General features: G+C 44.0%; 17 protein-coding genes. 16 read left to right on the top strand and 1 reads right to left on the bottom strand.

Translation table 11 applies throughout. From position 1 onward, the window contains the following. The first annotated feature begins 71 nt into the window (after positions 1-71). The 4 genes from V1L65_RS16855 to ilvB all read left to right on the top strand — a co-directional run bounded on the left by V1L65_RS16855 (position 72) and on the right by ilvB (position 6,470). Positions 72-923: an inositol monophosphatase family protein gene (locus tag V1L65_RS16855; protein ID WP_331700390.1), complete on the top strand. Its 852-nt coding sequence runs from the start codon at positions 72-74 to the stop codon at positions 921-923. A 472-nt stretch (positions 924-1,395) separates the two neighbouring features. After that, the gene (locus V1L65_RS16850; protein ID WP_331700371.1) at positions 1,396-2,103 is read left to right on the top strand and encodes an inositol monophosphatase family protein; all 708 of its coding nucleotides are present in this window, start codon (positions 1,396-1,398) and stop codon (positions 2,101-2,103) included. A 47-nt stretch (positions 2,104-2,150) separates the two neighbouring features. After that, on the top strand, positions 2,151-2,762 hold the full coding sequence (locus V1L65_RS16845) for a flavin reductase family protein (protein WP_331700370.1): 612 nt from the start codon (positions 2,151-2,153) through the stop codon (positions 2,760-2,762). Positions 2,763-4,775: 2,013 nt separating this feature from the next. Beyond that, positions 4,776-6,470 carry a biosynthetic-type acetolactate synthase large subunit gene (ilvB, locus tag V1L65_RS16840; protein WP_331700369.1) on the top strand — a complete coding sequence of 565 codons (1,695 nt, stop codon included), beginning with the start codon at positions 4,776-4,778 and terminating at the stop codon, positions 6,468-6,470. A gap of 159 nt (positions 6,471-6,629) precedes the next feature. Here ilvB and V1L65_RS16835 read toward each other — a convergent pair whose 3' ends face one another. After that, positions 6,630-7,445, bottom strand: a complete 816-nt coding sequence (locus V1L65_RS16835; RefSeq protein ID WP_331700368.1) for an HpcH/HpaI aldolase family protein — start codon at positions 7,443-7,445, stop codon at positions 6,630-6,632. A gap of 252 nt (positions 7,446-7,697) precedes the next feature. Here V1L65_RS16835 and V1L65_RS16830 point away from each other — a divergent pair, with 252 nt between their 5' ends. The 12 genes from V1L65_RS16830 to V1L65_RS16775 all read left to right on the top strand — a co-directional run bounded on the left by V1L65_RS16830 (position 7,698) and on the right by V1L65_RS16775 (position 24,042). Beyond that, on the top strand, positions 7,698-8,600 hold the full coding sequence (locus V1L65_RS16830) for an ABC transporter permease (protein ID WP_331700367.1): 903 nt from the start codon (positions 7,698-7,700) through the stop codon (positions 8,598-8,600). Beyond that, positions 8,594-9,508: a carbohydrate ABC transporter permease gene (locus V1L65_RS16825; protein WP_331700366.1), complete on the top strand. Its 915-nt coding sequence runs from the start codon at positions 8,594-8,596 to the stop codon at positions 9,506-9,508. Before V1L65_RS16830 ends, V1L65_RS16825 begins: the two co-directional genes overlap by 7 nt. Positions 9,509-9,705: 197 nt before the next feature. After that, positions 9,706-11,325 (top strand): extracellular solute-binding protein, encoded by a 1,620-nt coding sequence (locus V1L65_RS16820; protein ID WP_331700365.1) that lies wholly within the window; start codon positions 9,706-9,708, stop codon positions 11,323-11,325. A gap of 210 nt (positions 11,326-11,535) precedes the next feature. Continuing rightward, positions 11,536-13,932 carry an alpha-glucuronidase family glycosyl hydrolase gene (locus V1L65_RS16815; RefSeq protein WP_331700364.1) on the top strand — a complete coding sequence of 799 codons (2,397 nt, stop codon included), beginning with the start codon at positions 11,536-11,538 and terminating at the stop codon, positions 13,930-13,932. 123 nt (positions 13,933-14,055) lie between these two features. Then, positions 14,056-16,386, top strand: a complete 2,331-nt coding sequence (locus tag V1L65_RS16810; RefSeq protein ID WP_331700363.1) for a helix-turn-helix domain-containing protein — start codon at positions 14,056-14,058, stop codon at positions 16,384-16,386. A gap of 17 nt (positions 16,387-16,403) precedes the next feature. Beyond that, positions 16,404-17,333, top strand: a complete 930-nt coding sequence (locus tag V1L65_RS16805; RefSeq protein WP_331700362.1) for a dihydrodipicolinate synthase family protein — start codon at positions 16,404-16,406, stop codon at positions 17,331-17,333. A gap of 36 nt (positions 17,334-17,369) precedes the next feature. Next, on the top strand, positions 17,370-18,323 hold the full coding sequence (locus tag V1L65_RS16800) for a D-2-hydroxyacid dehydrogenase (protein WP_331700361.1): 954 nt from the start codon (positions 17,370-17,372) through the stop codon (positions 18,321-18,323). A gap of 290 nt (positions 18,324-18,613) precedes the next feature. Then, entirely contained in the window at positions 18,614-19,627 is a 1,014-nt protein-coding gene (locus V1L65_RS16795) for a sialidase family protein (protein ID WP_331700360.1), read from the top strand. Positions 19,628-19,642: 15 nt separating this feature from the next. Continuing rightward, positions 19,643-20,095, top strand: coding sequence for a YhcH/YjgK/YiaL family protein (locus tag V1L65_RS16790; protein WP_331700359.1), 453 nt, complete (start codon positions 19,643-19,645; stop codon positions 20,093-20,095). A gap of 827 nt (positions 20,096-20,922) precedes the next feature. Continuing rightward, positions 20,923-21,195, top strand: coding sequence for a hypothetical protein (locus V1L65_RS16785; RefSeq protein WP_331700358.1), 273 nt, complete (start codon positions 20,923-20,925; stop codon positions 21,193-21,195). Between the two features lie 760 nt (positions 21,196-21,955). After that, entirely contained in the window at positions 21,956-23,023 is a 1,068-nt protein-coding gene (gene rsgA / locus V1L65_RS16780; protein WP_331700357.1) for a ribosome small subunit-dependent GTPase A, read from the top strand. A gap of 2 nt (positions 23,024-23,025) precedes the next feature. Next, a complete protein-coding gene (locus tag V1L65_RS16775) occupies positions 23,026-24,042 on the top strand; it encodes an aminoglycoside phosphotransferase family protein (protein WP_331700389.1) in 1,017 nt (338 codons plus the stop codon). The last annotated feature ends 73 nt before the right edge of the window (positions 24,043-24,115 follow it).

The raw sequence follows: 24,115 nt of genomic DNA, 5'->3' as shown, positions 1-24,115 counted from the left end.
TAGATATAAATGGCCGTATTAGTTAAAGCTTGCGAGAAAAGCTTGCAAGGAGAGGAAAGGTGTACAACTTGATGGAGCAAAGCAATAGTTTCGTAGTAGGTGGCAAAAGTTTTATGGCAGTCGCGATCAATTGCGCTGCCAAGGCAGGGGAATGGATTGCTTCCAGGCTAGGCAACCATGCCAAGCTGGAACAGAAGTTGTCTGCGCAGGACCTCGTTACTGAGGTAGATAAAGGAACGGAGCGATTAATTCGCAAGCTTGTGCATACTCATTTCCCTCACCATTCCTTTCTAGGAGAGGAAGGAGTAGAACCAGGTCCTGAGGCTTCTGCACAGGCGCTTGCAGATGTTGAGCAGGAGGAGTATTTATGGATCGTTGATCCGATTGATGGAACGACTAACTTTGTGCATGGCTTCCCGTATTTTTCGGTATCGATCGCGCTGGCTCATAAAGGCGAGGTAATATTGGGTGTTATTTATGATCCTATGAAGGATGAGCTGTTCATTGCGGAGAAGGGCAAGGGAGTATATGTTCATGGCAAGGTGATGAAGGTTTCTGAAGAGAGCATGCTGCAGGACAGTCTGATTGCTACAGGCTTCCCGGCTGATCAGCAATATGCGCTGCCGCTCAATATGAAGGGGCTCAATCACCTTGTGCCCAAAGTTCGCAACGTGCGCGTAGCAGGCTCGGCTGCGCTGCATCTCGCATATGTAGCAGCCGGGCGGCTAAGCGGTTTTTGGGAAATCGGTCTGAACAGCTGGGACTTGGCAGCTGGCGTGCTGATGGTCAAAGAGTCGGGCGGCGAAGTGACAGATACGATGGGACAACCTTATCATCTTGGCGTTCGCAACGTGGTGGCGAGCAACGGAAGCATACATCAACAGTTTTTGCAGGAGCTTGCCAGCGCAGAGGCTTGCAAGTAGCACTATATAAGGACAACTGCGGCATGTAGTGGCATGCATGCTGTTGTCCTTTGTTTGTATACGTGAAGAGGGGCGTTAGGAGACAGGTTGTTGTTTCGTTCTTCCAACTGTGTCTGCCAACTGTGTTTGGTAGCAGGTTGGCTCGAAGCTTGGGTTGGCAGCAGTTTGGCTCGAAGCTGGAGTTGGCGGTAGGTTCAGCAGCACTGTATAGTGGGAGCTCGTATGACACAACCATCTAGTGGTCAGAGGTTCCGCTATTTGGCCAAAAACATAGCTTTTGAGCATGAAAAGTGACACTCGTTCCGCTATTGCATTCAAAATGGACGAAAGACAGTAAAAAAACTATGAATAGCGGAACGTGTGTCACAAACGACGAGGAAAATGGATGATAATGAGCAAATAACGGAACGACTGTCCGCGCAGAATACAAATTAGTGTTTAGTAACAAATTAGAAAGGAAGGGTTAGTTGAAATGAGCGTTCGTACTGTAGAAGAAGCAAGAGTGCTGATGGGTGAGATTTGCGATCTTATTATGGAGTACATGCCGAAAGTTGAAGAACTGCGCTATCGTATCACTGTAAAAGAAGATGGAAGCCTAGTAACCGAAGCCGATGTCATGCTGGAGCAATTAATATTTAATTACATACAAAACAAACTCGATAAAGTTGTATTTATCGGCGAGGAATCCTATGACTTCAAGCAGGTTGCTGAAGATCATTATGTTGTTATGGTAGATCCGATTGATGGCACGGAGAACTTTTGTACAGGCCTCAAGGAATGGGGAGTAGCATTCGGCATATGGAAGAGCGGGCAGCATTTGGGCAGCTTACTATTCATGCCGGAGCTTAATGAACGCTTGATGACAGGCGATGAGCTAGAAAGACTGCCTGTACCATCCCGGATGACGGCGCTCTCTGTCGCGGTTAATGAAAAGCTGCTTGAAATACTGGGGCAAAAGGGACAATATCGGATGAGCGGGTGCTCTGTTTACAATTTATACTACGTCATCAAAGGGACCTTCTCTACATTTCTGCACCCTAAAGGCGCATATGTATGGGATATTTTGCCGGGCATACTGCTTGCTCTCGAACATGGCTGCCAAGTATGGATAAATGAAGAACCTTTCAACGGACAATTCCTCGATCCCTCAAAAAAATATCGCGTGGAAGTAAGACGATAGAATTCAACAACGAATAACAATTCATTTTAAAGAAGGTGCTCACTGTTATGATATCGATTGATCCGAATCAGCTTAGCGCTCAGGACAACTATAAATTACTAATCGGAAGCGTTGTGCCGCGACCGATTGCTTTGGTGACAACCCTGTCGGATGCTGGCGTGCTGAATGCTGCCCCGTTCAGTTTTTTCAATGTTGTTGCTTCCAACCCGCCGATGATATCCGTTGCCGTTCAGCGCAAGCAAGGCGTGCAGAAGGATACAGCTAGAAATGCTAATGCAAAGGGCGAGTTTGTCGTTCATATCGCAGATGAAAACTATATTGAGGCATTAAATCAAACGGCAGCTTTAGTTCCTCCCGATGTGAGCGAGGTAGAACTGGCGAATTTGACCGCTGTACCTAGCGAGCGCATTTCCGTGCCTGGCTTGCTGGAAGCAGGTATCCGCATGGAGTGCTTGCTGGAGCAGTCCATTCCGCTTGGCGGAACGGCTGATGAGCCTGCCTGTGATTTACTTATAGGCAGAGTGGTTTATTTTCATTTTTCAGAGAATGTATACGACAATGGTTACGTTATTGCCAATAGCCTCAAACCAGTTGCGCGTATGGCAGGCAATGATTATGTGAAGCTGGGCGAAATGTTTTCGATTGTGCGGCCGAAATAAGGCGGGGAATACAAGTGTGATGCAATTGTAAGCTATACAAAAACTGGAGTCAGCCGAACAGGCTGGCTTTCTTTGTTGTCTGGGGCGTGCCCAGCAAAGCACGCATCTTCTAGCCGGTGAAAGTCCGGTCTCGGGAGGAGTCAAGTTCCGTTCCAAGCTCCCGTGTAGCTTGGATACTTGCGTAGGGAGAAATTTGTGCGTAGAAGCGTATAGACAAAAGTACTGTCAGAGACAAAGCAAGCAATGTACCAGACCGTAACATGATGTATGCATACGGAGCAACAGGGATGATGATGGCGTAGTTCTGTATGTTTGGCGTCCGATGCGGCTGTTGAGCTCGAATTATACTAATGATGCGAAATGATGAGAAATGATGCGAAATGATGCGAAATGATGCGGACATTGATGACCGTTAGCGCTCATTTTTCGCCAACTTCCACTTTCTAGCGGACAGAAATGTCCGTTAGCAGGAAAAAAGCTAGAGATTTCGACGGAATTATCTTCTAACGGTCAAAAGTGTCCGCGTATGCTAACAAAAAGACTGTTTTTTGCTTCTAACGGTCAAAAGTGTCCGCGCATGCAACAAAAAGACTGCTTTTTGGTTCTAACGGTCATGGATGACCGCACCGCAAATAGCGCCGCATCGTTTGTTCGCTACACACGATGAAGGCAAGTTAGGTCACCGATAGGTGACTTTGTTCTTGTTGGCTTCAATAATTCATAACAGTGTATACAAACGGAATAATAGATAATTTAATGACATGGTATATTTGTAAAATATTAGTTACAATGAAGGGTAAACGATTATTTTCTTTATATTGTTCTGTATGACTCGGAGAAAAAGGTAATTGGATATCAGCTATCTGTAATTACGTTTGATGAAAATCATGTTGCAGATGGATATATGCCAGCTAAAACCTGGCAAGGGGAATAAAAGTAATTGAAATTCATTCCATATTTGATTTGAAGAAATAGCCGGAATATGATATCATTCTTCTAATATAATTTTATAAAGCGAAGAAGAGAAAAAAGCGTGGCGGCTCTTATGTCCAGAGAGCGAAGGGAAAGCTGAAACCTTTGCCATAAACCATTGCGCAATGTCATCTCGGAGCTTTTGACCGAACGTTCATCCTGCACTCGGATGCGATCAGTAGACTCAAACGGAATGGCACACGTTATCGTGCTGCAGGTAAGGGCAACCTTACCTCATGAGGCTAGGAATTGCGAAATTCCGGCAAACCAGGGTGGTACCACGAAAATATAAACCCCTTTCGTCCCTTAGGCTCAGCAGATCGCTGCTGGCTGTGGATGAAAGGGGTTATCTGCATATATTGAACATAAATAATAAAGCGAAGAAGAGAAAAAAGCGTGGCGGCTCTTATGTCCAGAGAGCGAAGGGAAAGCTGAAACCTTTGCCGTAATCCGTTGTGCAATGTCATCTCGGAGCTTTTGACCGAACGTTCGTCCAGCATTCGGATGCGATCAGTAGACTCAAACGGAATGGCACACGTTATCGTGCTGCAGGTAAGGGCAACCTTACCTCATGAGGCTCGGAATTGCGAAATTCCGGCAAACCAGGGTGGTACCGCGAAAATAAACCCCTTTCGTCCCTTTGGCCCAGCTTATAGCTGCCGGCTGTGGATGAGAGGGGTTATTTGTATTCACTCGAGAATAAAGAAAAAGCGAAGAAGAGAAAAAAGCGCAACGGCTCTTATGTCCAGAGAGCGAAGGGAAAGCTGAAACCTTTGCCGTAATCCATTGTGCGATGTCATCTCGGAGCTTTTGACCGAACATCGTAGTTGCGAATTGGCTAGATTAGTAGGCTCAAACGGAATGGCACACGTTATCGTGCTGCAGGTAAGGATAAACTTACCTCATGAGGCTTGGAATCGCAAGGTTTCGGCAAACCAGGGTGGTACCGCGAAAATGAACCCCTTTCGTCCCTATCAAGCACGGCAGATCGTTGGCCGGATGTGGATGAGAGGGGGTTATCATTTTTGAGGAGGAAGTTATATGGAAAATACCGAATGGATCACGGGTTCGGAATGTTTGCTGCGCTGCTTATTACAGGAAGGAGTCGAATGCGTATTTGGGTACCCTGGGGGCAGCGTATTGTATATATATGATGCGATGGTCGGAAATCCAGAGTTTAATCACTGTTTGACTCGACACGAACAGGGAGCCATTCATGCTGCGGACGGTTATGCCCGCTCGACGGGGAAAGTAGGGGTATGTATAGCCACCTCAGGGCCCGGTGCGACCAATCTGGTTACCGGGATCGCAACCGCTTATATGGACTCCGTTCCGCTAGTAGTCATTACCGGCAATGTACCGACAACCGTAATGGGGACGGATGCATTTCAGGAATCTGATATTATCAGCATCACCATGTCTATCACCAAGCACAGCTATTTAGTCCGTGACGTCAATGATCTTCCGCGCATTATTCACGAAGCATTTTATATTGCGGGCACGGGAAGGAAAGGGCCTGTACTGATCGATATTCCAAAAGATGTGTCGAACCAAAAACTGCGGTTCCAGCCATCCGAATATTTGCATATACGCGGCTATAACCCAGAGCCGGAATTGAACTACACCGAAATTGATAATCTGCTTCAAGCGATTGCCGAATCGCGGCAGCCTCTCATTATCGCCGGCGGCGGGGTTGTGTATGCGAATGCAGCTGAGGAGCTGCTCGAGTTCGTGAATAAAACGAATATTCCGGTTGTGACCACACTGCTCGGTTTAGGCGGATTTCCAAGCGCGAATGAGCTGTGGCTGGGCATGGCGGGACACCATGGAGCATACACAGCCAATATGGCTATTCAAAACGCTGATCTGATCCTATCCATCGGATCGCGATTCGATGACCGTCTAACGATGAAAATAAACGGATTTGCTCCAAACGCGAAACGGATTGCCCATATTGATATCGACCCTGCCGAAATCGGCAAAAACGTGAAGACCGATATTGCCTGTGTCGGTGACATCAAAGCGGTGTTGGATTACGCTAATACAAAAGCGAAGCCGGCTTTATCCAATGCCTGGGTCAAGCGGCTGCATCAAGACAAAGCAGCGTACCCGCTGAGGTACAAAGACTCTGATATAGAACTTAAACCGCAATATGTGCTGGAAATGATCGACAGAACTACACAGGGGAATGCGATTGTAACTACCGATGTCGGCCAACATCAGATGTGGGTCGCACAATTTTATAAATTCAAGCATCCTCGTTCGCTGATCTCTTCAGGAGGCCTTGGCACAATGGGGTTCGGGTTTCCGTCGGCAATCGGAGCACAGTTGGGCAATCCATCCCGCCTTGTCGTTTCTATTAACGGAGACGGCGGCATGCAGATGTGTGCACAGGAAATGGCCGTATGCGCGATCCAGCAAATTCCCGTCAAAATTGTCGTTTTGAACAATGAGGTACTTGGGATGGTGAAGCAGCAGCAAGAACTTATGTATGAGCAGCGGTACAGCCAGATTGACCTTTCCGGCAGCCCGGACTTTGTAAAGCTTGCCGAAGCGTATGGCATCAAAGGGCTGAGGGCCAGCAGCAAGGAGGAGGCCGAGCGTGTATGGCAGGAAGCATTGGAAACTCAAGGCCCCGTGCTGGTGGAATTTATGATCCCAAAAGATGAAAAAGTTTATCCGATGGTGCTTGCGGGAACGACTCTAGATCAAATGATTATGGGGGATTTCGAATGACGTAAAACATACCATTCGTCAACGATCAGCCGGGCGTTCTGCAGTGAGCATGATAATGAATAACATACCTATTGAGAGTGTCGATTGCATGTTGCCTCTTCAACAATGTATCGACACTCTCCTATTTGATCTAGCAACTGTACTATTGCGCCGGAATAATCAAATATTGATGCTCTCCGAAGCGGGTACGGCTTGATCGCCAAGTGCAGTCTTTATAGTGCCGAAATCTGATGACAAATGATCGATAAATGCGTTGAGATCTGAGCTTTGGATAATCATATTCAGTCCCCGCTTGGCCCATTTAATTTGTTGTTCTGTTCCAATCCAGTAATGGATACCAGCCCCAACCCCATAGCTTCTTGCCTTCATAATAATTTCATCTACGGCCTGAAGAAAAAGAGGATGATCATATTGCTCAGGAACATTCAAGCTGCACGATAAATCATGCGGTCCAATAAGGACGGCATCCAAATCGGGTATTTGCAAAATATCGTCTAATGCTTCAATAGCATTCTTACTCTCAATATTAACGATAAAGATATTATTTTTATTGTATTCTTCCAGGTAACGGTTCATTTCCTCGCCGCATTCCTCGCTGCCATTCAATAGACGCTCCAGCTTTTGTCCTCTTAACGGACGATACTTAACGGCTCCACGCAAGGCTTGTACTTGTTCCACTGTTTCGACATAGGGAACTATAACACCGTCGGCGCCGCCATCTAAAACCATAGTTGCGGTGTAAGGATCAGGAGAAGGAATGCGTACGATTGGAGTGAGCCCCAGCGCTTTATAGGCTTGACACATCCAAGACAGCTGATGACGATCCTGACTTATGTGTTCCGTATCGATAAATATAAAATCCATTCCCAGTTGTCTGATATGTGCGGGCCACTTCGGTGATGGAGAAGTAATTAATGTTCCGTAAACGCGCTGACCGTTCCTTAATGCTTCTTTCATGCTTTGAGCGTTCATCATCCAACCTCCAATAGCTGTGATGCCTCAATAGTAAATTTGATCCAAATGATAGTCAATTAGGCAAAACTCCTTTCGTTTTCCAATATTCTCACACCGTAATAGTTAGAAAAATGATACATCAGGGATATTTGAAACAAATGCATAGAAGGTGGAATCTTGGCACTTGTATGCCGGAAATGGTTGGTTTTCTTTGCTGCATGCTGTGCTAAGCTGAATTTACAAACAGCAAACCGGACGGGAGGGATAAACGGAATGTCCACGATAAGGAAACGGCTAGATCAAAATAAATATTTATATGCGATGCTGGCATTGCCCATTTTATATTTTTTAATTTTTAAGTATGGTGCCATGTTCGGATTGCTAATCGGATTTCAAAATTACAATTTTGTAAAAGGGGTATTCGGAAGTGAATGGGTCGGTTTTCTGCATTTCAAAGATTTTTTATCGGACCCGTACTTTTGGAAGCTGGTACGCAACACAGTTCTAATCAATGTATATATGATTATATTTTCCTTTCCGGCGCCAATTGTTCTAGCGTTACTTCTTAATGAAGCAAGAATAAAAGTCGTAAAGAAGTTTGCGCAAACCGTAAGCTATTTGCCGCATTTTCTGTCCACAGTAGTTGTATGCGGAATGGTAGTCAATTTTGTATCCAATGAAGGATTATTGAATCGCCTGCTCGGCGCATTCGGTATAGAAGCTGTTCCCTTTCTTATGGATGCGGATTGGTTTCGAACGATCTACATTAGCTCTGAAATATGGCAGGGGGTGGGCTGGGGTTCCATTATTTATTTGGCGGCGCTCGCCTCTGTTGATCCGCAGCTGTATGAAGCATCCAAGCTGGATGGGGCGAATCGCATGCAGCAGATTCGTTATGTAACATTGCCCGGAATCGCACCGGTAATTACCATTATGTTCTTGTTAAACCTTGGCAACATTATGTCCATTGGTTATGAGAAAATTTTGCTGCTGTACTCGGGACCTACCTACGAAACGGCGGATGTCATATCCACCTATGTTTATCGAAGGGGATTGCTTGGGAATGATTTCAGCTATGCGACTTCGGTAGAGGTTTTTCAATCCATTATCGCCCTATTATTTGTGGTTGGCGCCAATAAGGTGGCGAAGAAAGTGAGTGAGACTAGTCTATGGTAGAACCAGCGGGAAATGTAATCGAGGCACCCAAAAAAAGAAGGCTTAAGCGAATTTCAATCGGCTCCTTACTATTTGATGTTTTCATTTATTTGATGCTGATTATGCTGGTCATTGCCTTTTTATATCCGATTTATTATATAGCTGTCGTTTCCGTCAGCAACGGTTTATATGTTATGCGAGGGGATGTTAAATTATTTCCGATAGGATTCAATATTGAGGCTTATAAGGTTGTTTTTTCCGATGCTTCAGTTCTACGTTCCTATAGCAATACGTTTCTTTACACCATAGTGGGCACTTTCATTAATGTATCAGCTACGGCTCTCTGCGCATATCCGTTGTCAAGAAGCACGCTGTATGGGAGACAATTTTTCACCATCTTTATTATTATAACGATGCTGTTTCATGGCGGGATGATTCCTACGTATTTGGTAGTGAACAGCCTGCATTTGACGAATAGTATATGGGCTATCGTTATTCCGCCAGCTATTAATGTCTGGTATATGATGATCATGAGAACCTTTTTTCAAAATATACCTAATGAAATTAATGAATCCGCTTACATGGATGGCGCCAATGATTTTAAAATATTTCTTAAAATTATTTTGCCGTTATCTTTGCCGGTCATAGCCACGATGGTGATGTTTTATGCGGTGTGGCATTGGAACAGCTTTTTTCCGGCCATGATTTATTTGAATGATAAGAAGCTGTATCCGGTCCAGCTTATTATGCGAAGCATGCTCATTGACGGAAGCCTGCAGGATACCGATCCGTCACGGGATTTGTCAACGATTTCTACGAATCTGAAATACGCCATTATTATTATTACGATTTTGCCGATTGTGGCCATTTATCCATTTATTCAGAAATATTTTGTCCAAGGCGCGATGGTTGGCTCTTTAAAAGGATAGGCAGTTGCTTCACGTATTTCTGTGAATGAATAGGAGAGGGGTGAGGGCACAGGTTTGTCCAAATATAAGAAAGTATAAGTATTCAGCTTATACCTGTTCTTATATTTCTCCGGAATGAAACGCGCGATCGCCATAAGGATGGCGACAGCCGTTTCACCTTGGTTTTACCAAAATGATTGAGGGGAGAAGTGGAACGTGTGAAGAAAAGCACATTAATCATTTCAAGTATTCTCGTGTTTATGATGCTATTGGCGGGGTGTGCAAGTGATAAGGGGAATAGCGATAAGGAGAATAACGTAAAAGGGAATAATGCGGAGACCGAGCCTGTAAAAGCAAGTCAACCGCCCGGCGAAGCAGTCAGCACCAAGCTGCTTGATAAGCCGCTTAATTTGAAGGTAATGACAGTGGATAGTTCACCGCAGATTGTGACGGATGCTCCAGTATTTGACTACATTCATACACTGACCAATGTGAAATTAAATTTAGAGCCTGTACCGAATGCCAATTATGATCAAAAAGCGCAAACACTGATTGCTACTAACAATCTTCCAGATGTGATGCGCATCCCGAACGGCAAGCCTTATTTTGCAGAAGCAGCTAAAAACGGCTTGTTCTTGCCAATATCCGATTACTTGGACTATGCTCCCAACTTAAAGAAGCTCATCGAAGAAAATAAAGATATTAGCAATGGCCAGGTAAACGGGAAGCTGTATGGTTTTCCTTTGCTTGGCAAATGGAAGCTGCAACTGGCACAGGCGCCAATGATTCGCATGGATCTTATTGAAAAGCTCGACTTGAAGGTGCCGACCACTTTTGAAGAGCTTTACGAAGTGCTGAAGAAGTTTAAAGAAGCTTACCCAGATAAAATTCCGTTTACGAATCGCGAGGGCTCGCCTAATCTGCTTTCCTCATTAGGATTCGCAATGGGTTCAGGCTATAAAATTTATTATGACCCGGATGTAGACGGAGGAAGGTATGTATACGGTCCGGCTCACGAAGAGTTCAAAGCTCCGCTGGAGTTTTTGCACAGACTGTATTCGGAAAAGCTGCTTGATCCCGACTATGCTTTAAATACGGGGGATGCGATGAAAGAGAAGCTGAGCTCGGGCAAAGCGTTGTTCTATTTTGACAATAATAGCTTCGGAGAACAGTTTACGATGGCATTGAAGCCTACAGATCCCGATGCGCATTTCGATCTGCTTTTACCGATGGAAAATCAATTCGGACAGAAGCGTAATTTAATGTATAAAAAGGATTGGCTGCACCATTTTGTCATTAACGCAAAGGTCGACAGGCCTGAGGACGTAGTTAAGTTTTTGGATTGGATGTATGGAGAGGAAGGGACGCTGACTACCAACTACGGCATCAAAGGCGAGCATTATAATATCGTGGACGGAGAGCCGGTAATTGCAGAAGAAATTATCAATAAATATGCGGATGTAAAAGATCCGTTCCGTACGATGCAAAATGCTTTGGGAATCGGTTTCCAGGCATTCACATTGAATGTGGATGAGCGTCCGATGGCATTGCTGTCTTCTGATGAACTAGTGGAATGGAGCACGAAATTCAAAGTGGAGAATGGCTACATGTTTGATGTGCCTCCGCCGCCGCTTAATGATGAAGAGATCAATCGTGTAAAAACGCTGCTATCAAAAATAGACACCCTTGTTAACCAAGAAGTAGATAAATTTATCATTGGAACGAAACCATTAAGCGAGTTTGACAGCTTTGCACAGAAACTAAAGGACAGCGGAGCCTTGGAAATTGAAGATATCTATAATGAAGCCAATAAACGGTTCTTAGCTAGCAATCCTTAAGAGCGTGTCGATTCATTGAAAGCAATAGAAAAGATAAACGAAGAGCAAGATTGGAACTGCAGAAGCGATAGCGTCCGCATTTGTCCGCCAATTTTAACCTCTATTAGGTTTATAGAATCAAAAAATTGTCGGACAACAGCGGTCGGAAGTCCAAACTTGATCGTAGTGGCCATTCATTTCTATTGCTTTATTTATAATAGAGAGGTTGGGATGAGCATGAAATTTGCTCTGGATTTGAGCAAAGCAGCCATTGTAGCATGCGAAGGCATTCAAGGCGCCGAGGCCAAGGCAATCGATGTCCTGATCGAGGAAGTGGGCAAACGAACAGGAATCACATTGCCGCTTACGCATCAATACGGGCTGGAGCACAGCACGTCCATAGTGGTCGGGACAGCAAAAAATTTACAGCATATGATTGACTCTGGCAGTGAGCTGCAGCAAGAGCTTGAGCATCTGCAGCCGGAAGGCTACTTATTGCAGACAGTAGTACAAGACGATCATGAGCATATATATATTATTGGTGCTGATGCGAGAGGTGTCTTATACGGGGTCGGGAGGTTTCTCCGTAAAGCGGTAATGCAGAAGCAGTCGATAAAAATGGATAGCAGCATGAAACTGATAACTTCCCCGCGTTACAAGACGAGAGGGCATCAGCTCGGCTACCGGCCGAAGACCAATGCTTACGACGCTTGGACAGTTGAAACCTATGAGCAGTATATTAGAGAGCTGGCTTTATTCGGGGCAAACAGTATAGAGATTGTGCCTCCCCGCACCGATGATGATGCGACGGGGCCTCTGATGAAGGTCGACCCTATGGAAATGATGATTCGGTTATCAGAGATTATTGATTCTTATGGGCTGGATGTGTGGATCTGGTATCCCAATATGGGAGATGATTATACCGATCCGCAGACTCGATTGTTCGAGCTTGCAGAACGGGAAGAGATTTTTAGCAAATTAAAGCGAATTAATGTGGTGATGATTCCTGGAAGCGATCCAGGCGGAATGCATCCCGATCGGTTATTTGAATGGTCGGAGGAGGTATCTGAACTGCTGAAGCGCTATCACCCTTCAGGGCAGATTTGGCTGGCGCCGCAAGTTATGAAATATGAGCCGAAGCCGTGGCTGGACAGCTTCTACGAAAATATGGACCGGGAGCCGAAATGGCTCGGCGGCGTAGTGTTTGGCCCTCATGTGGACGAAATGCTTCCGCAATTTAGAGAGCGCATTCCAGCGAAATATCCGATCTGCCGGTATGAAGATATTACTCATAATTATGTTTGCCAATATCCAGTCGCTAACTGGGATATGGCTTTGGCCAGAACAGTCGGCAGGGAGGGCTTTAATCCTCGCCCGGCAGCAGAAAAGCATATCCATAATTTATTTGCGCCATACGCAATCGGCAATATTTCCTATTCAGAAGGAATTAACGATGATGTCAATAAATTTGTCTGGAGCGATCAAGATTGGGATCCGGATACCCCTGTTATGGAAACACTAAGAGATTTCGCTCGCTTGTTTATCGGCAGTGAATATGCTGAACCGGTAGCAAGAGGATTAATGGCATTGGAGGAAAATTGGGAAGGTCCGCTGATCGTCAATGAGCAGGTAGAGGTTACGCTTTTGCAATGGATGCAGATGGAGCGGGAAGCAGCGCCAGAGGTGCTGAACAATTATCGCTTTCAAATGGGATTGATTCGCGCGTATTTCGATGCTTATGTGAAACGGAGATTGATCTATGAGACGGAGCTGGAGGCTAGAGCGAAGGATGCCTTGCGTTTTGCGCCAGTAACTGGAAGCTTGGAAGCCTTAAAGAAGGTAGAGCAGCAATTGATGCTTGCCAAAGAGGAGCCTGTAGCACAGGACTATAAGCAGCGTTGTCATGAGCTGGCCGACAAATTGTTTGATAATATCGGTTATCAATTAACGGTAGGGCGGCATTTTGCGATTGGTGTAGATAGAGGCGCATTTATCGACAGTATGGATTATTCGCTCAATGATATTGATTGGCTGCTTACCCAATGTGCAATTATTAGAGCGTTGGATACGGAAGATAAGCGTTTAGAAGCCATCCATCAGGCTTTGAATCGAACAAACCCGGGACCGGGCGGTTATTACAGCAATTTGGGCGCATATGGCCAGGATCGCCGGGTCGATCCGGGGCCAGGCTGGGAACAGGACCCTGGCTACTTAATATCGCCAAGAACTGCAGCTGCGTTTTATCTGTTACGAATGAAAGAGGAAGAGAAAATGAAGCTGGGAGGCGTTCCTCTAGCATGGGTGAACCATGTTAACACCATGACCGAAACACCCATTCACATTACTTACAGTCAGCTGGACCCTCACTCCGCCTATAAAGTCAAAGTCACTTATGTAGGCGACACCATCGATCCGAACCTCTGCAGGGATACATGGGTGCGCATGACGGTTAACGACAAGTACAGACTGCAGGATGATATCCAGGTTAAGGAAGGTAAATGCACCATACAAGAATCCCTCATTCCACAGGAGGCGCTTGCTAATGGCGAGCTAAAGCTCACATTCCAGCGGATTAGAGGCTTTAAACGATTGAACATTGCGGAAATATGGGTTACCCGTCAGACTTAAAATACCTAGAAGTGCAGACGGCTGTGTGGCATGATAAATGCATAGCTGCTTACTAATAGTAGGAACTCGCAATATATATGGCAGCTGCCAGCCGTCGAGCATCTGGGGGGGAATAGGTCCAAAATGAAACGTTTAAAAAGTCCGATTTTTGGGTTGAATCATTTATTCTTTCGCATTTTATTATATTTTTTGTCCTTGCTGCTTCCTGTTATCATCATTAGCGTTGCCTTTTATATTAATGTAAATAGCCGTATTAAAACAGAAAATATCGAAAAAATACATATGAATCTGCAGTCATCGGCTAATACGATGGATATTTATATGCGCACCGTACAAGAAACGAGCATGAATATTTTTTATGAGCAAAATCTTCATTTGCTTCCCTATGGAGAATACGGCCAACTAGATCGTGTCTATATGTCTGAAATCCCGCAGCGATTATTGCGAATCAGAAATAATTTAAGCGCTATCATTGATAATCTCTTTTTGATTGCTGATGGGGTAAAGGTGTATACGGGAAGCGGCCTTGATGATTTTCGTGATTATTTTGACCGGTTATATAACTTTAAAGAATACAATTACGAGTATTGGCAGGATAAGCTGCAAACCGAAAAATCTATTGAATTTTTAGAGAGGTCGGAAGTAAAGACCAATAACGGCAGCCGGAAAAATGTTATTCCGCTCGTATTGATGGAAATTGTAAATGGCAACAAAGTGATACTGGTAACAACGATATCGGTAGGTATGATTCATGAAATGCTGCAAAATAATGCGGTGACTGGCTCTAGTTCTTTTTTAGTTACAGATCATTTAAATAACGTCGTTTTAAGCAAGCACAATCGTGAATTAAGTACAGACGCGATGCAATTCATAACGGATTATTTTGCACTCGGATCTTCGGAGTATGGGGAAATGGATATTGACGGTGTAAGAAGTACTGTTATTTCTGTTAAATCAGAAAGCTATGGCTGGAATTATTACGCCATTGTGTCCGAAGCAGAACTCCGAAAGCAGACGGATTATATTTTTACATGGATTCTTATCGTCTGTTTCGTTCTATTTATTGCGGGAATAATTTTTTCATTCATCTTTACTTTTAATTTGTACAATCCAATCAAGCGCATTCGTGATATCCTGCTTAGCAAAAATGAGGAATCCATATTGGCAGACCGTTACTTGACCAAATACAATGAGTTCGAAGTTATTGGAAAAGGCATTCATCAATTACTGGAGTTTAATCATAAATTCAGAAGCGAGCTGGAAACCGTCTCCATTCATTATAAGGATCAAATATTGTTAAAGTTTCTTCACGGGAATGCTTCATTGAAGGATCGTAATGAGCTGCACCGGATCTTGCATGAAAAGCTGCTGTTTTCTCATGCCAATTATTTATGCTGTAATATCAAGTTCGGATTTAAACCGGCTTTTTATAGTGAAATTCAAGATACCGATCGGCTTGTCATATTAGAGAAAATAAAAAATATTATATGGGCCACTCTTCAGCCAAGGGTTGATGCGTATGTGCTTGAGGAAGAGCAGCAGTTTTACATCTGCATATTTAATGTAAAGAGTGAGGACTGCAGCTCGCAAGTGACGGCAGCATTGGAGAGGCTGCTGGATACTTTTAGCTATGACTCAAAGTATTGCTTTATCCATATTGGCAAAGGAAGAACATACAGCGACATTCCGGGGATTAAAAGCTCTTATGCAGACGCCATGTATGCGCTGGAAGCTGCAGATCAGAACAATGACTTTCAGTTAATCGATGCGGGGGAGCTCCCTACGGTTTCGATGAACTATTCTTACTCTTTTATGGATGAAAATATTATTATTAATTGCCTTAAATCCCGGAATTTCGAAAGCTTAAAAAATAAAGTAGATGAAATATTAGATAAAAATGGCGCAGCAGTCACTCATCTCGGGATATCCTCCTTAGTATCGGAAATGTACAATACGGGCTGCAGATTTTTGGCGGAAATCGGGATCGATGTTCAAAATGTAATTAAAGAAGAGGAACATATTATTTTAAGCACAAAATCAGAATCTCTGCCTAATGTTAACGAGAAAAAACGTTTGCTGAATCAATTTTTCTATCAAATCATTGAGCAAATGCCCAATAAGCCAGCTGACAAATCTAACACTTTAATATCGATGATTATTAAATATATCGAGGAAAATTATCATCAAGATTTATATTTGGAGAAAATCGCCGAAGAAATGGGCGTTTCCGCTAAATATATTTCTAGAGTGTTTCATGAGAAGACAGAAATCAATCTTACTAATTATATTAGCAGACACCGCATTTACAAAGCCAAGGAGCTGCTGATCGAGACTGATTTGACGATTAACACCATTTCGCAGCAGGTGGGCATTTATAGCAGAACTACGTTTATTAGACTTTTCAAAAAATATGAAGGCATTACGCCTCTAGACTACCGCAAATTGAAAAGATAAGAAAAGAGGATTGAGTGATGAATAAGCAATTGCCGAACGGTGTATTTCCGACGATGATTACTCCCTTTACAGCATCAAATGAAGTTGATTATACGGCATTGGAAAAGCTGGTGGAGTGGTATATTCAGCATAAGGTTGACGGCTTGTTCGCAGTATGCCAGTCTAGTGAAATGTTTAAGCTTAGCCTGGATGAGAGGGTGGAGCTTGCCAGATTTATTATGGAAAAAGCAAAGGGACGTGTGCCTGTCATAGCTTCCGGCCATATAGCGGATACGTTCGAGGAGCAGGTAAAAGAGCTTAAGGCGATGTGCGGTACAGGAATCGATGCTTTAGTGCTGATCACTAACCGGCTCGTGCAGCAGCATGAATCCGATGAAGTGTTCAAGGGAAATCTGGAAAGACTGTTGAAGCATATCCCTGATCATATTCCGCTGGGCTTCTACGAATGTCCTTCGCCTTACAAACGTGTGATGTCGCCATCGTTGCTGAGATGGTGCGCCGAAACGGGGCGCTTCTTTTTCTTGAAGGATACAAGCTGCGATATGGAGAATATAACAGAAAAGCTAGAAGCCGTACAAGGCACTGGGCTCAAAATTTACAACGCGAATACGGCAACGCTGCTCGACAGCTTAAAGCTAGGAATTGCAGGATATAGCGGTGTTATGGCTAATTTTCACCCAGAGCTTTATGTTTGGTTAACTAGAAACTATAGCGATAGGCCGGTGGAAGCCAAACAGCTGAGTGATCAATTAAGTATGGCATCCCTTATAGAGAAGCAATTATATCCTGTCAATGCCAAGTATTATCAAATGCTGGAAGGAAACTTTACAAATAATATAAGCCGAACGCAAGATTATACGGCTTTCACACCAACTCATCGGCTGGAGGTTGAGCAGCTGCAGCGGCTTTCAAAACGGCTAGCCGAGCAACTGCCAGATGGAAAGTAATGCAGTCAGATGGAAAAGCTGAAGGAGAATGGAAATATGAAGATTGTTGTGCTTGATGGATTTACTTTAAACCCGGGTGATTTGAGCTGGGATGGTTTGCGAGAGCTGGGTGATGTAACGGTGTACGACCGGACCTCATCACAAGAAATTGTAGAACGCTCTATTGACGCTGAAATTATTCTGACGAATAAAACACCAATAACTAGAGAAACCCTGGAGTGCCTGCCACATTTGCGCTATATAGGTGTTCTTGCAACCGGTTATAACATTGTGGATATACAAGCGGCCAAAGAACGGGAAATTATCGTGACGAATATTCCTGATTACAGCACTTACTCCGTAGCGCAGCATACGATAGCGCTGCTTCTCGCCTTGTTCAATCAAGTACAGCCTCATGCAGATGCAGTTAAGCAAGGAAATTGGACGGCATCCCCGGATTTTTGTTTTATAATTGCTCCGCTAACTGAGCTTTATGGTAAAACAATAGGTATATTTGGGCATGGCCTGATCGGGCAACAGGTTGGAAGAATCGCTGCTGCATTAGGCTTGAGGGTCCTTTGCGTTAGCCGTAAGTCTTCTCCCGCAACATCGCTGTATGGCGAAACCTATGTGGAAATAGATAAATTTCTTGCAGAGTCTGATATCATAAGCCTGCATTGCCCATTGACAAAAGATACAGAAGGGTTCATTAATCGCAGCACGATTGCCCGTATGAAAAATCAAGCGATTGTGCTGAATACATCCAGAGGCGGGCTTATCGTAGAGCAAGACCTTGCAGATGCATTGTTTACAGGCAAAATAGCCGGCGCAGGCTTAGACGTACTATCGACAGAACCACCTCGGTCAGATAATCCGTTGATACATGCAAAAAACTGTATCATTACCCCTCATGTGGCATGGGCGAGTAAAGAGGCGCGTTCAAGACTTATGACTATTTGTATTAATAATATACAAAGCTATTTGCAAGGCAGTACGATTAACAACGTCTGAGAACACGGGGGGTGTCGATTCATTGTGGGCAACTATTGATAAGCAATAAGAAAGGGGAACGGAGAGCAGGATTGGGAATGGAGAAGCGGCAGCGTCCGCCTTTGTAGGCCAATTTTATCTTTTACAGGGATTACTTAATCAAAAAAATTGGACTACAACAGCGGTCGGAATCCCAATCTTGATCGCAGTAGCATCTCTTTCGATTGCTTGTGGCCCTATCCACAATGAATCGACACCCTCCTCAGTTCCGTTCCGGCTTGAGCATGCACAATAGGTTTAGGGGGATTGTTATGTATAAAAAATTAGCTAAACAATTGGTGATACCGGATCAACGGCCGTTCGCCAGCTGTCATGCCTCTCATCTTGCACTGCTTCCCAATAACGAGGTATTAGCAGTCTGGTTTGGCGGATCAGCAGAAGGTGCGGATGATGTAGCGATTTGGGGTTCGATTAGAAGCAGTTCTGGTCATTGGAGTGCCCCCATGTTAATTGCTGATCAGGCTGATACGCCGCATTGGAATCCAGTCTTATTTCGTAAAGCCGATGGAGAGCTGTTGTTATTTTATAAAATCGGGCGATGGATTAAGAGCTGGTCTACCTTAATTAAAACGTCCGGCGATGGCCGGAATTGGTCGCAGCCTCAAGAGCTGGTGCAGGGTGATCGCGGCGGCAGAGGGCCTGTCCGCAACAAAATGATCGTGTTATCTGATGGAAGCTGGCTTGCACCAGCATCTACCGAAGAAGGTATTTGGAAGGCATTCGTGGATAAGTCGACAAATGAAGGCGAAGAGTGGATACGAAGCGGCGAGATCATGCTTGCCAATATTGCGTACACCTCTCAAGCGCCTGATGTTGAGATAAAGGTAACCGAGCAATCCTTTGCAGGACGTGGCGTTATTCAGCCGACATTATGGGAGTCCCAGCCTGGCATTGTTCATATGCTACTGAGAAGCAGTGAGGGGAAAATCTATCGAAGTGACTCTACTGATTATGGAGCTTCTTGGTGTGATCCCTACCCAACGGCGCTTCCGAATAATAATAGCGGCATAGATCTGGTCAAGCTTTGGAATGGCATGCTAGTGTTGGCGTATAACCCGGTGGAAATTAATTGGGGGAAACGATCGCCGCTTGTGCTGCGTGTTTCCAAAGATAATGGGGTAACTTGGGATTCAGAATTCGTATTGGAGGACGAAGACGGCGAGTTTTCTTATCCAGCCATCCTTGCAGACGGCAATCGTATTTTTATTACTTATACGTGGAATCGTGTAAATATCGTATACTGGGAAATAGAAATTATAACATAAGAGGAGATTTTGCCAATGATCATGGATCAACTGAAAAACGCAGGCTTGTATAAAGGATTGCATCCCAACATCGATTATGCTTTTCAATATTTGCAAACCCATCCGATCGCTGACATGGCACCCGGAAAATATGAAATTGAGGGAGAAGATATTTTCCTGCTTATCCAAACGTACGATACGCGCTCGTTAGATGAAGGTTTTTGGGAAGCCCATCGTACCTACACCGATATTCAATATATGGTTGAAGGCTCCGAGCTTATGGGCGTTGCTCACATCGAAAATTTGGTGCTGACGGAAGATCATTTGGACGAGAAAGATTACGTTGTTCTTGAAGGAGACGGAAACTTCCTGAAAGTTGAACAAGGGAGCTTTGCTGTATTTTATCCGGGTGATGCACATATGCCTTGTCTTTCTGTTGATCAGCCAGCGCAAGTTAAGAAAGCAGTGGTGAAGGTACGGGTTGCGTAGGGGGATGTAGGTAATACATTGGGCGAAACATGAAGGAAGAGGGTAACGGCGAAACATAAAGCGAGAGTAACGGTGCAACATAAAGTGATGGAGTAACGTGGGAATGGTCTATCTAAGTATATTTATCTTAGGTAGACCTTTTGTTTATTGCACAGGGTGGGAAATGATGAACGAAACTGTAACGGATGTGAAGAGCGCTATTTTACGAAAAATAGCCGTTTTAAAATTTTAACGGTTGCCATCAACGCTATTTACGAATATTTAGCTTATTTTGCTTGATTTTAGGCAATTAAGCTCTCCTGGAACCGTTAGAATTTATAATACGGTTTTTTAGGCGGATTAGCGTCTCATGCAACCGTTAGAGGTCAGTATACAGTTTTAGAACTAAAAAGTTTAGGATGGTTTATTAATGAGGATACGTATGAAGGGGAATTGGCGAATTGGTTAACGTTGAATCTTTATACATATGTGTGTAATAACGCGGTGTTCTGTTTTTTACGAGGTGAATTTGATAACATGGGGAACAACAACAAATCGGCTTAAAAGGCCTCCTTCAAGGATTTAAAAGAAGGTGGCCTTTCACTCAGCGTTCAAATATAACTTCAATTTCAGCAATAAACGATTAATATTCTGAAGCGTCAACACAGTCGAAATAGTACATCATGCTCTCATATAATTTTTCTTTGCATATCATAGAGTTCATGTTAAGAATGAAAACTACCCCCAAACAAGCAAGTACAATGTGTTGCGGTAATTGATTCGAAACCTTTTTTTAATAAATTCGTCAATATTATGAAGAGACAATACCAGATGAAAGGAGGGGGACTTTGAAGAGAGTAATGTTGACTACTACTATTATAACTGCTCTAGTTATGGGTGGTGGATTAGCAGTTGGCTATGCCCAATATGCTAACAGTGATTCTACACCAACAAAAATTAGTAGGTCAGAATATCAAAGAATGTCCCAAATTGTGCAAGATTTTAATAAGGGTAAGCTGCCAATTTCAGCACTTAAAGATGCTCAACCCCTTATCGAAAGAGACCCATATGCGATACCAAAGAAAGTCAGAGATCAATTAAAATTTGAAGATCTAAAATAAACACATAAATAAATACACTGGTACCCATAGACTATCACTTTGAAAAACAGGTGTGCGGGCTGTGGGTACTTTTTTTGCATACTTTCCACTTCCGCAGAAGGGGATACGTTGCTTCGCTGGCCGGGCGCGGCTTTGGACATTGATGTAAAGGGCGAGCCAGAGCGACTTTACGCCAGAGGTGTAACGGTGGGAGCAGGTTGGGTTCCGAACATGAGCCGCAACGAAAAAGGCGTTTGTTTGATTCGGCCTGAAGCGTGGACGCGCGGCTCGAAAATCCTGTATTGCTCACGATGGAGATGCAGCCGCCACAGGTAGAACCTGCCTTTTGGGATCTCGATAAGGATCTGCTCCGATTTCAAATTTTATACAATTTCCTATTGATTTCTCATAAAGAGCTATGTCACACTATAGATGTAAATTGTATTTCCACTTTTTCCCGCGAAAGGAGATGTTTTTAATGACTGCTTATATGGTATTGGTGGTTTTAACTTAACCAAATATGTGGCATAGTAAATTCCAATCTTTGAAGATAGCTTGGAATGAGAGCAACCGGGAATATCACCCGTGTTTTTTTGCTATGCCGTAAACAGTAACCTTTCGTGAATACTGCTGTTAGCGGGATACGATGAAGGTCGTATCCCTTTTTGATTATAAGCCGAATTTTGGCTTTTCGCCGCGAAACAGCAGCTTCTTAGGAGGCTGCTTGTTCGCGGTATTTTTGTGCCCAAAAACAACTTTAATATTAGGAGAGATCGGTTCAATGATTGATTTGAAACAATACGGCTATATAGAAGCCGAAACGCCGCCAACAGGTTTAATACCCGGAAGGGTTACGGAACTTCAGCGAGATCAATATACCGTCATCACCGAACGAGGAGAAGTGACGGCTGTATTGAAGGGCGCGTTGTACCACAGTGCCGGGACTCGAGAGGATTTTCCGTACGTTGGCGATTTTGTATTTCTAGAATACAACGAAAACGGTGCCTCGCGCATTGCCAAATTGCTGCCTCGCCGCTCAAAATTTTCCCGCGCTGACTATTCGGGACACGCAGCAGGGTATGTCAAAACCATACTGGAACAAGTCGTAGCAACGAACTTTGATTACGTATTTATCGTGTCGTCCCTGAACTGGGATTTCAAGATTAGCCGCATCATGCGTTATCTGACACAGACACGGCAGAGCGGTGGCCAGCCTGTCGTCATCTTAACAAAAGCTGACTTGACCCCGGATTTCAGCATACCGTTAGCTGAGGTTCAGAAAACCGCTCCTGATGTGCCGGTACACGCAGTTTCCAGTCACACCGGTATTGGGCTAGACGGGTTGAGTAAATATCTGCAACCAGGAAAAACCGTGGTATTCCTCGGCATGTCCGGAGTAGGAAAATCCTCGCTGCTAAACACCTTGATGAATCAGGAAGTGATGACTGTCAAGGACATCCGCGAGGCTGACAGCCGGGGACGGCACACAACAACGCATCGCCAGCTTTTTATGCTTCCTTCCGGCACAATGGTTATTGATACGCCAGGTATGCGTGAGCTTGGGCTGTTCGGTGCAGATGACGGGATCAGCGCGGGATTTAACGATGTGGAGGAATTATTTACACAGTGTCGTTTCAAGGACTGCCGCCATCAGACGGAGCCAGGCTGCGCAGTTTTGGCCGCCCTTGCCGATGGATCATTGGCGCAAGAGCATTGGGAGCGATACCTTGTACAGAAGCGGGAAAACAAATTTGTGGATGATAAATCAGGATATCTCATAGATAAACGGGCATGGCAAAAGTCGATTGCTATGCGACATAAGAGTAAAAAAGGAGGAAACAAGAAATGAACATGAACAATCATGATGAAAGATATGTAAAACCCGAAATACTAACGCTTGTTTTGAGTAAAATGCTCGATAAGACGATAGTCCGCGCAGATTATCAAATCAAAGAGTTGCAAGGCGGGACAATAGGAGATGTTCGGCTTGTAACAGGCATGGTTGAAACCTTCGATGGCGAAAATCTGCCATATAAAATAGTTTGGAAAACACAGAAAAAATTTGAGCGTTATGGTGATCCGGATTCATGGCGAAGGGAGTACGACCTTTATGCGTCGGATTTCAAAAAGGTTTTCTTCGATTCGTTCCGTTGTCCGGAGTGTTATCACGCTGAAATAAATGACGATGAGATTCAACTGTGGATGGAATATATTGATGGTGTGTCGGGCTTAAATCTGACTGCGGAAATGTATGAACATATAGCCGAGGAACTGGGGCGATTTCAAGGTAAATTATATATTGAACGACCAAAAGTATTGCAGAATCTGTCCAATTTAAGCAAGGTTGAGTTTATGAAAAATTACTATCTGAGGTATCGGTCATGGAATGTTTTGTATGATTATATACGCTCCGATGACTGTGAAATTCCGAAGCACCTGTGTACAATGCTCATAAACATCGATAACAATGCAGATGAAATATTCGGTCGTATTGAAAAGCTGCCAATAGTGCTTTGCCACAGAGATTTTTGGGTGGAAAATATATTCTACTCGGATAGTAAGATCGTGCTTATCGATTGGGATACCGCCGGATGGGGATACATGGGTGAGGATATCGCGAGTTTAATAACGGATGAAGCGGACGTCTTTCATATGGTTGAATATTACAAAAAATGCATTCCGGCATATTACAGGGGTTTTTCAGAATATGCGGATGTGTCCCATATATCTGATCATTGTATCTATGAACTAATCCTTGTTATGTTCGGATACAGGCTTGTGGAGTGGTATAAATTCGCTGAGTCGCCAGAAGCTAAATTAATACATCTAAAAACCTTGCAAAAAATCTATGAGATGAGAAATTTATAGATGAATATTAGGAATGGGCCATTTAGATGTACGAAAAAGGTGTATAATATCGACCCTTAAAATTGAGCAATTT

The organism is Paenibacillus sp. IITD108, assembly GCF_036541265.1.
In the GTDB taxonomy this organism is placed as follows: Bacteria; Bacillota; Bacilli; order Paenibacillales; family Paenibacillaceae; genus Pristimantibacillus.
The sequence above is the reverse complement of the archived record's forward strand: the minus strand, read 5'-3'. Positions and strand labels throughout refer to the sequence as shown.

Bases quoted from the DNA above. Each gene is read 5' to 3' on its own strand.
- V1L65_RS16850 (WP_331700371.1), top strand. From the start codon at position 1,396: ATGAGCGTTCGTACTGTAGAAGAAGCAAGAGTGCTGATGGGTGAGATT.
- V1L65_RS16835 (WP_331700368.1), bottom strand. From the start codon at position 7,445: ATGATGAACGCTCAAAGCATGAAAGAAGCATTAAGGAACGGTCAGCGC.
- V1L65_RS16855 (WP_331700390.1), top strand. From the start codon at position 72: ATGGAGCAAAGCAATAGTTTCGTAGTAGGTGGCAAAAGTTTTATGGCA.
- V1L65_RS16790 (WP_331700359.1), top strand. From the start codon at position 19,643: ATGATCATGGATCAACTGAAAAACGCAGGCTTGTATAAAGGATTGCAT.
- rsgA (WP_331700357.1), top strand. From the start codon at position 21,956: ATGATTGATTTGAAACAATACGGCTATATAGAAGCCGAAACGCCGCCA.
- V1L65_RS16825 (WP_331700366.1), top strand. From the start codon at position 8,594: ATGGTAGAACCAGCGGGAAATGTAATCGAGGCACCCAAAAAAAGAAGG.
- V1L65_RS16815 (WP_331700364.1), top strand. From the start codon at position 11,536: ATGAGCATGAAATTTGCTCTGGATTTGAGCAAAGCAGCCATTGTAGCA.
- V1L65_RS16810 (WP_331700363.1), top strand. From the start codon at position 14,056: ATGAAACGTTTAAAAAGTCCGATTTTTGGGTTGAATCATTTATTCTTT.
- ilvB (WP_331700369.1), top strand. From the start codon at position 4,776: ATGGAAAATACCGAATGGATCACGGGTTCGGAATGTTTGCTGCGCTGC.
- V1L65_RS16805 (WP_331700362.1), top strand. From the start codon at position 16,404: ATGAATAAGCAATTGCCGAACGGTGTATTTCCGACGATGATTACTCCC.
- V1L65_RS16845 (WP_331700370.1), top strand. From the start codon at position 2,151: ATGATATCGATTGATCCGAATCAGCTTAGCGCTCAGGACAACTATAAA.
- V1L65_RS16775 (WP_331700389.1), top strand. From the start codon at position 23,026: ATGAACAATCATGATGAAAGATATGTAAAACCCGAAATACTAACGCTT.
- V1L65_RS16795 (WP_331700360.1), top strand. From the start codon at position 18,614: ATGTATAAAAAATTAGCTAAACAATTGGTGATACCGGATCAACGGCCG.
- V1L65_RS16800 (WP_331700361.1), top strand. From the start codon at position 17,370: ATGAAGATTGTTGTGCTTGATGGATTTACTTTAAACCCGGGTGATTTG.
- V1L65_RS16830 (WP_331700367.1), top strand. From the start codon at position 7,698: ATGTCCACGATAAGGAAACGGCTAGATCAAAATAAATATTTATATGCG.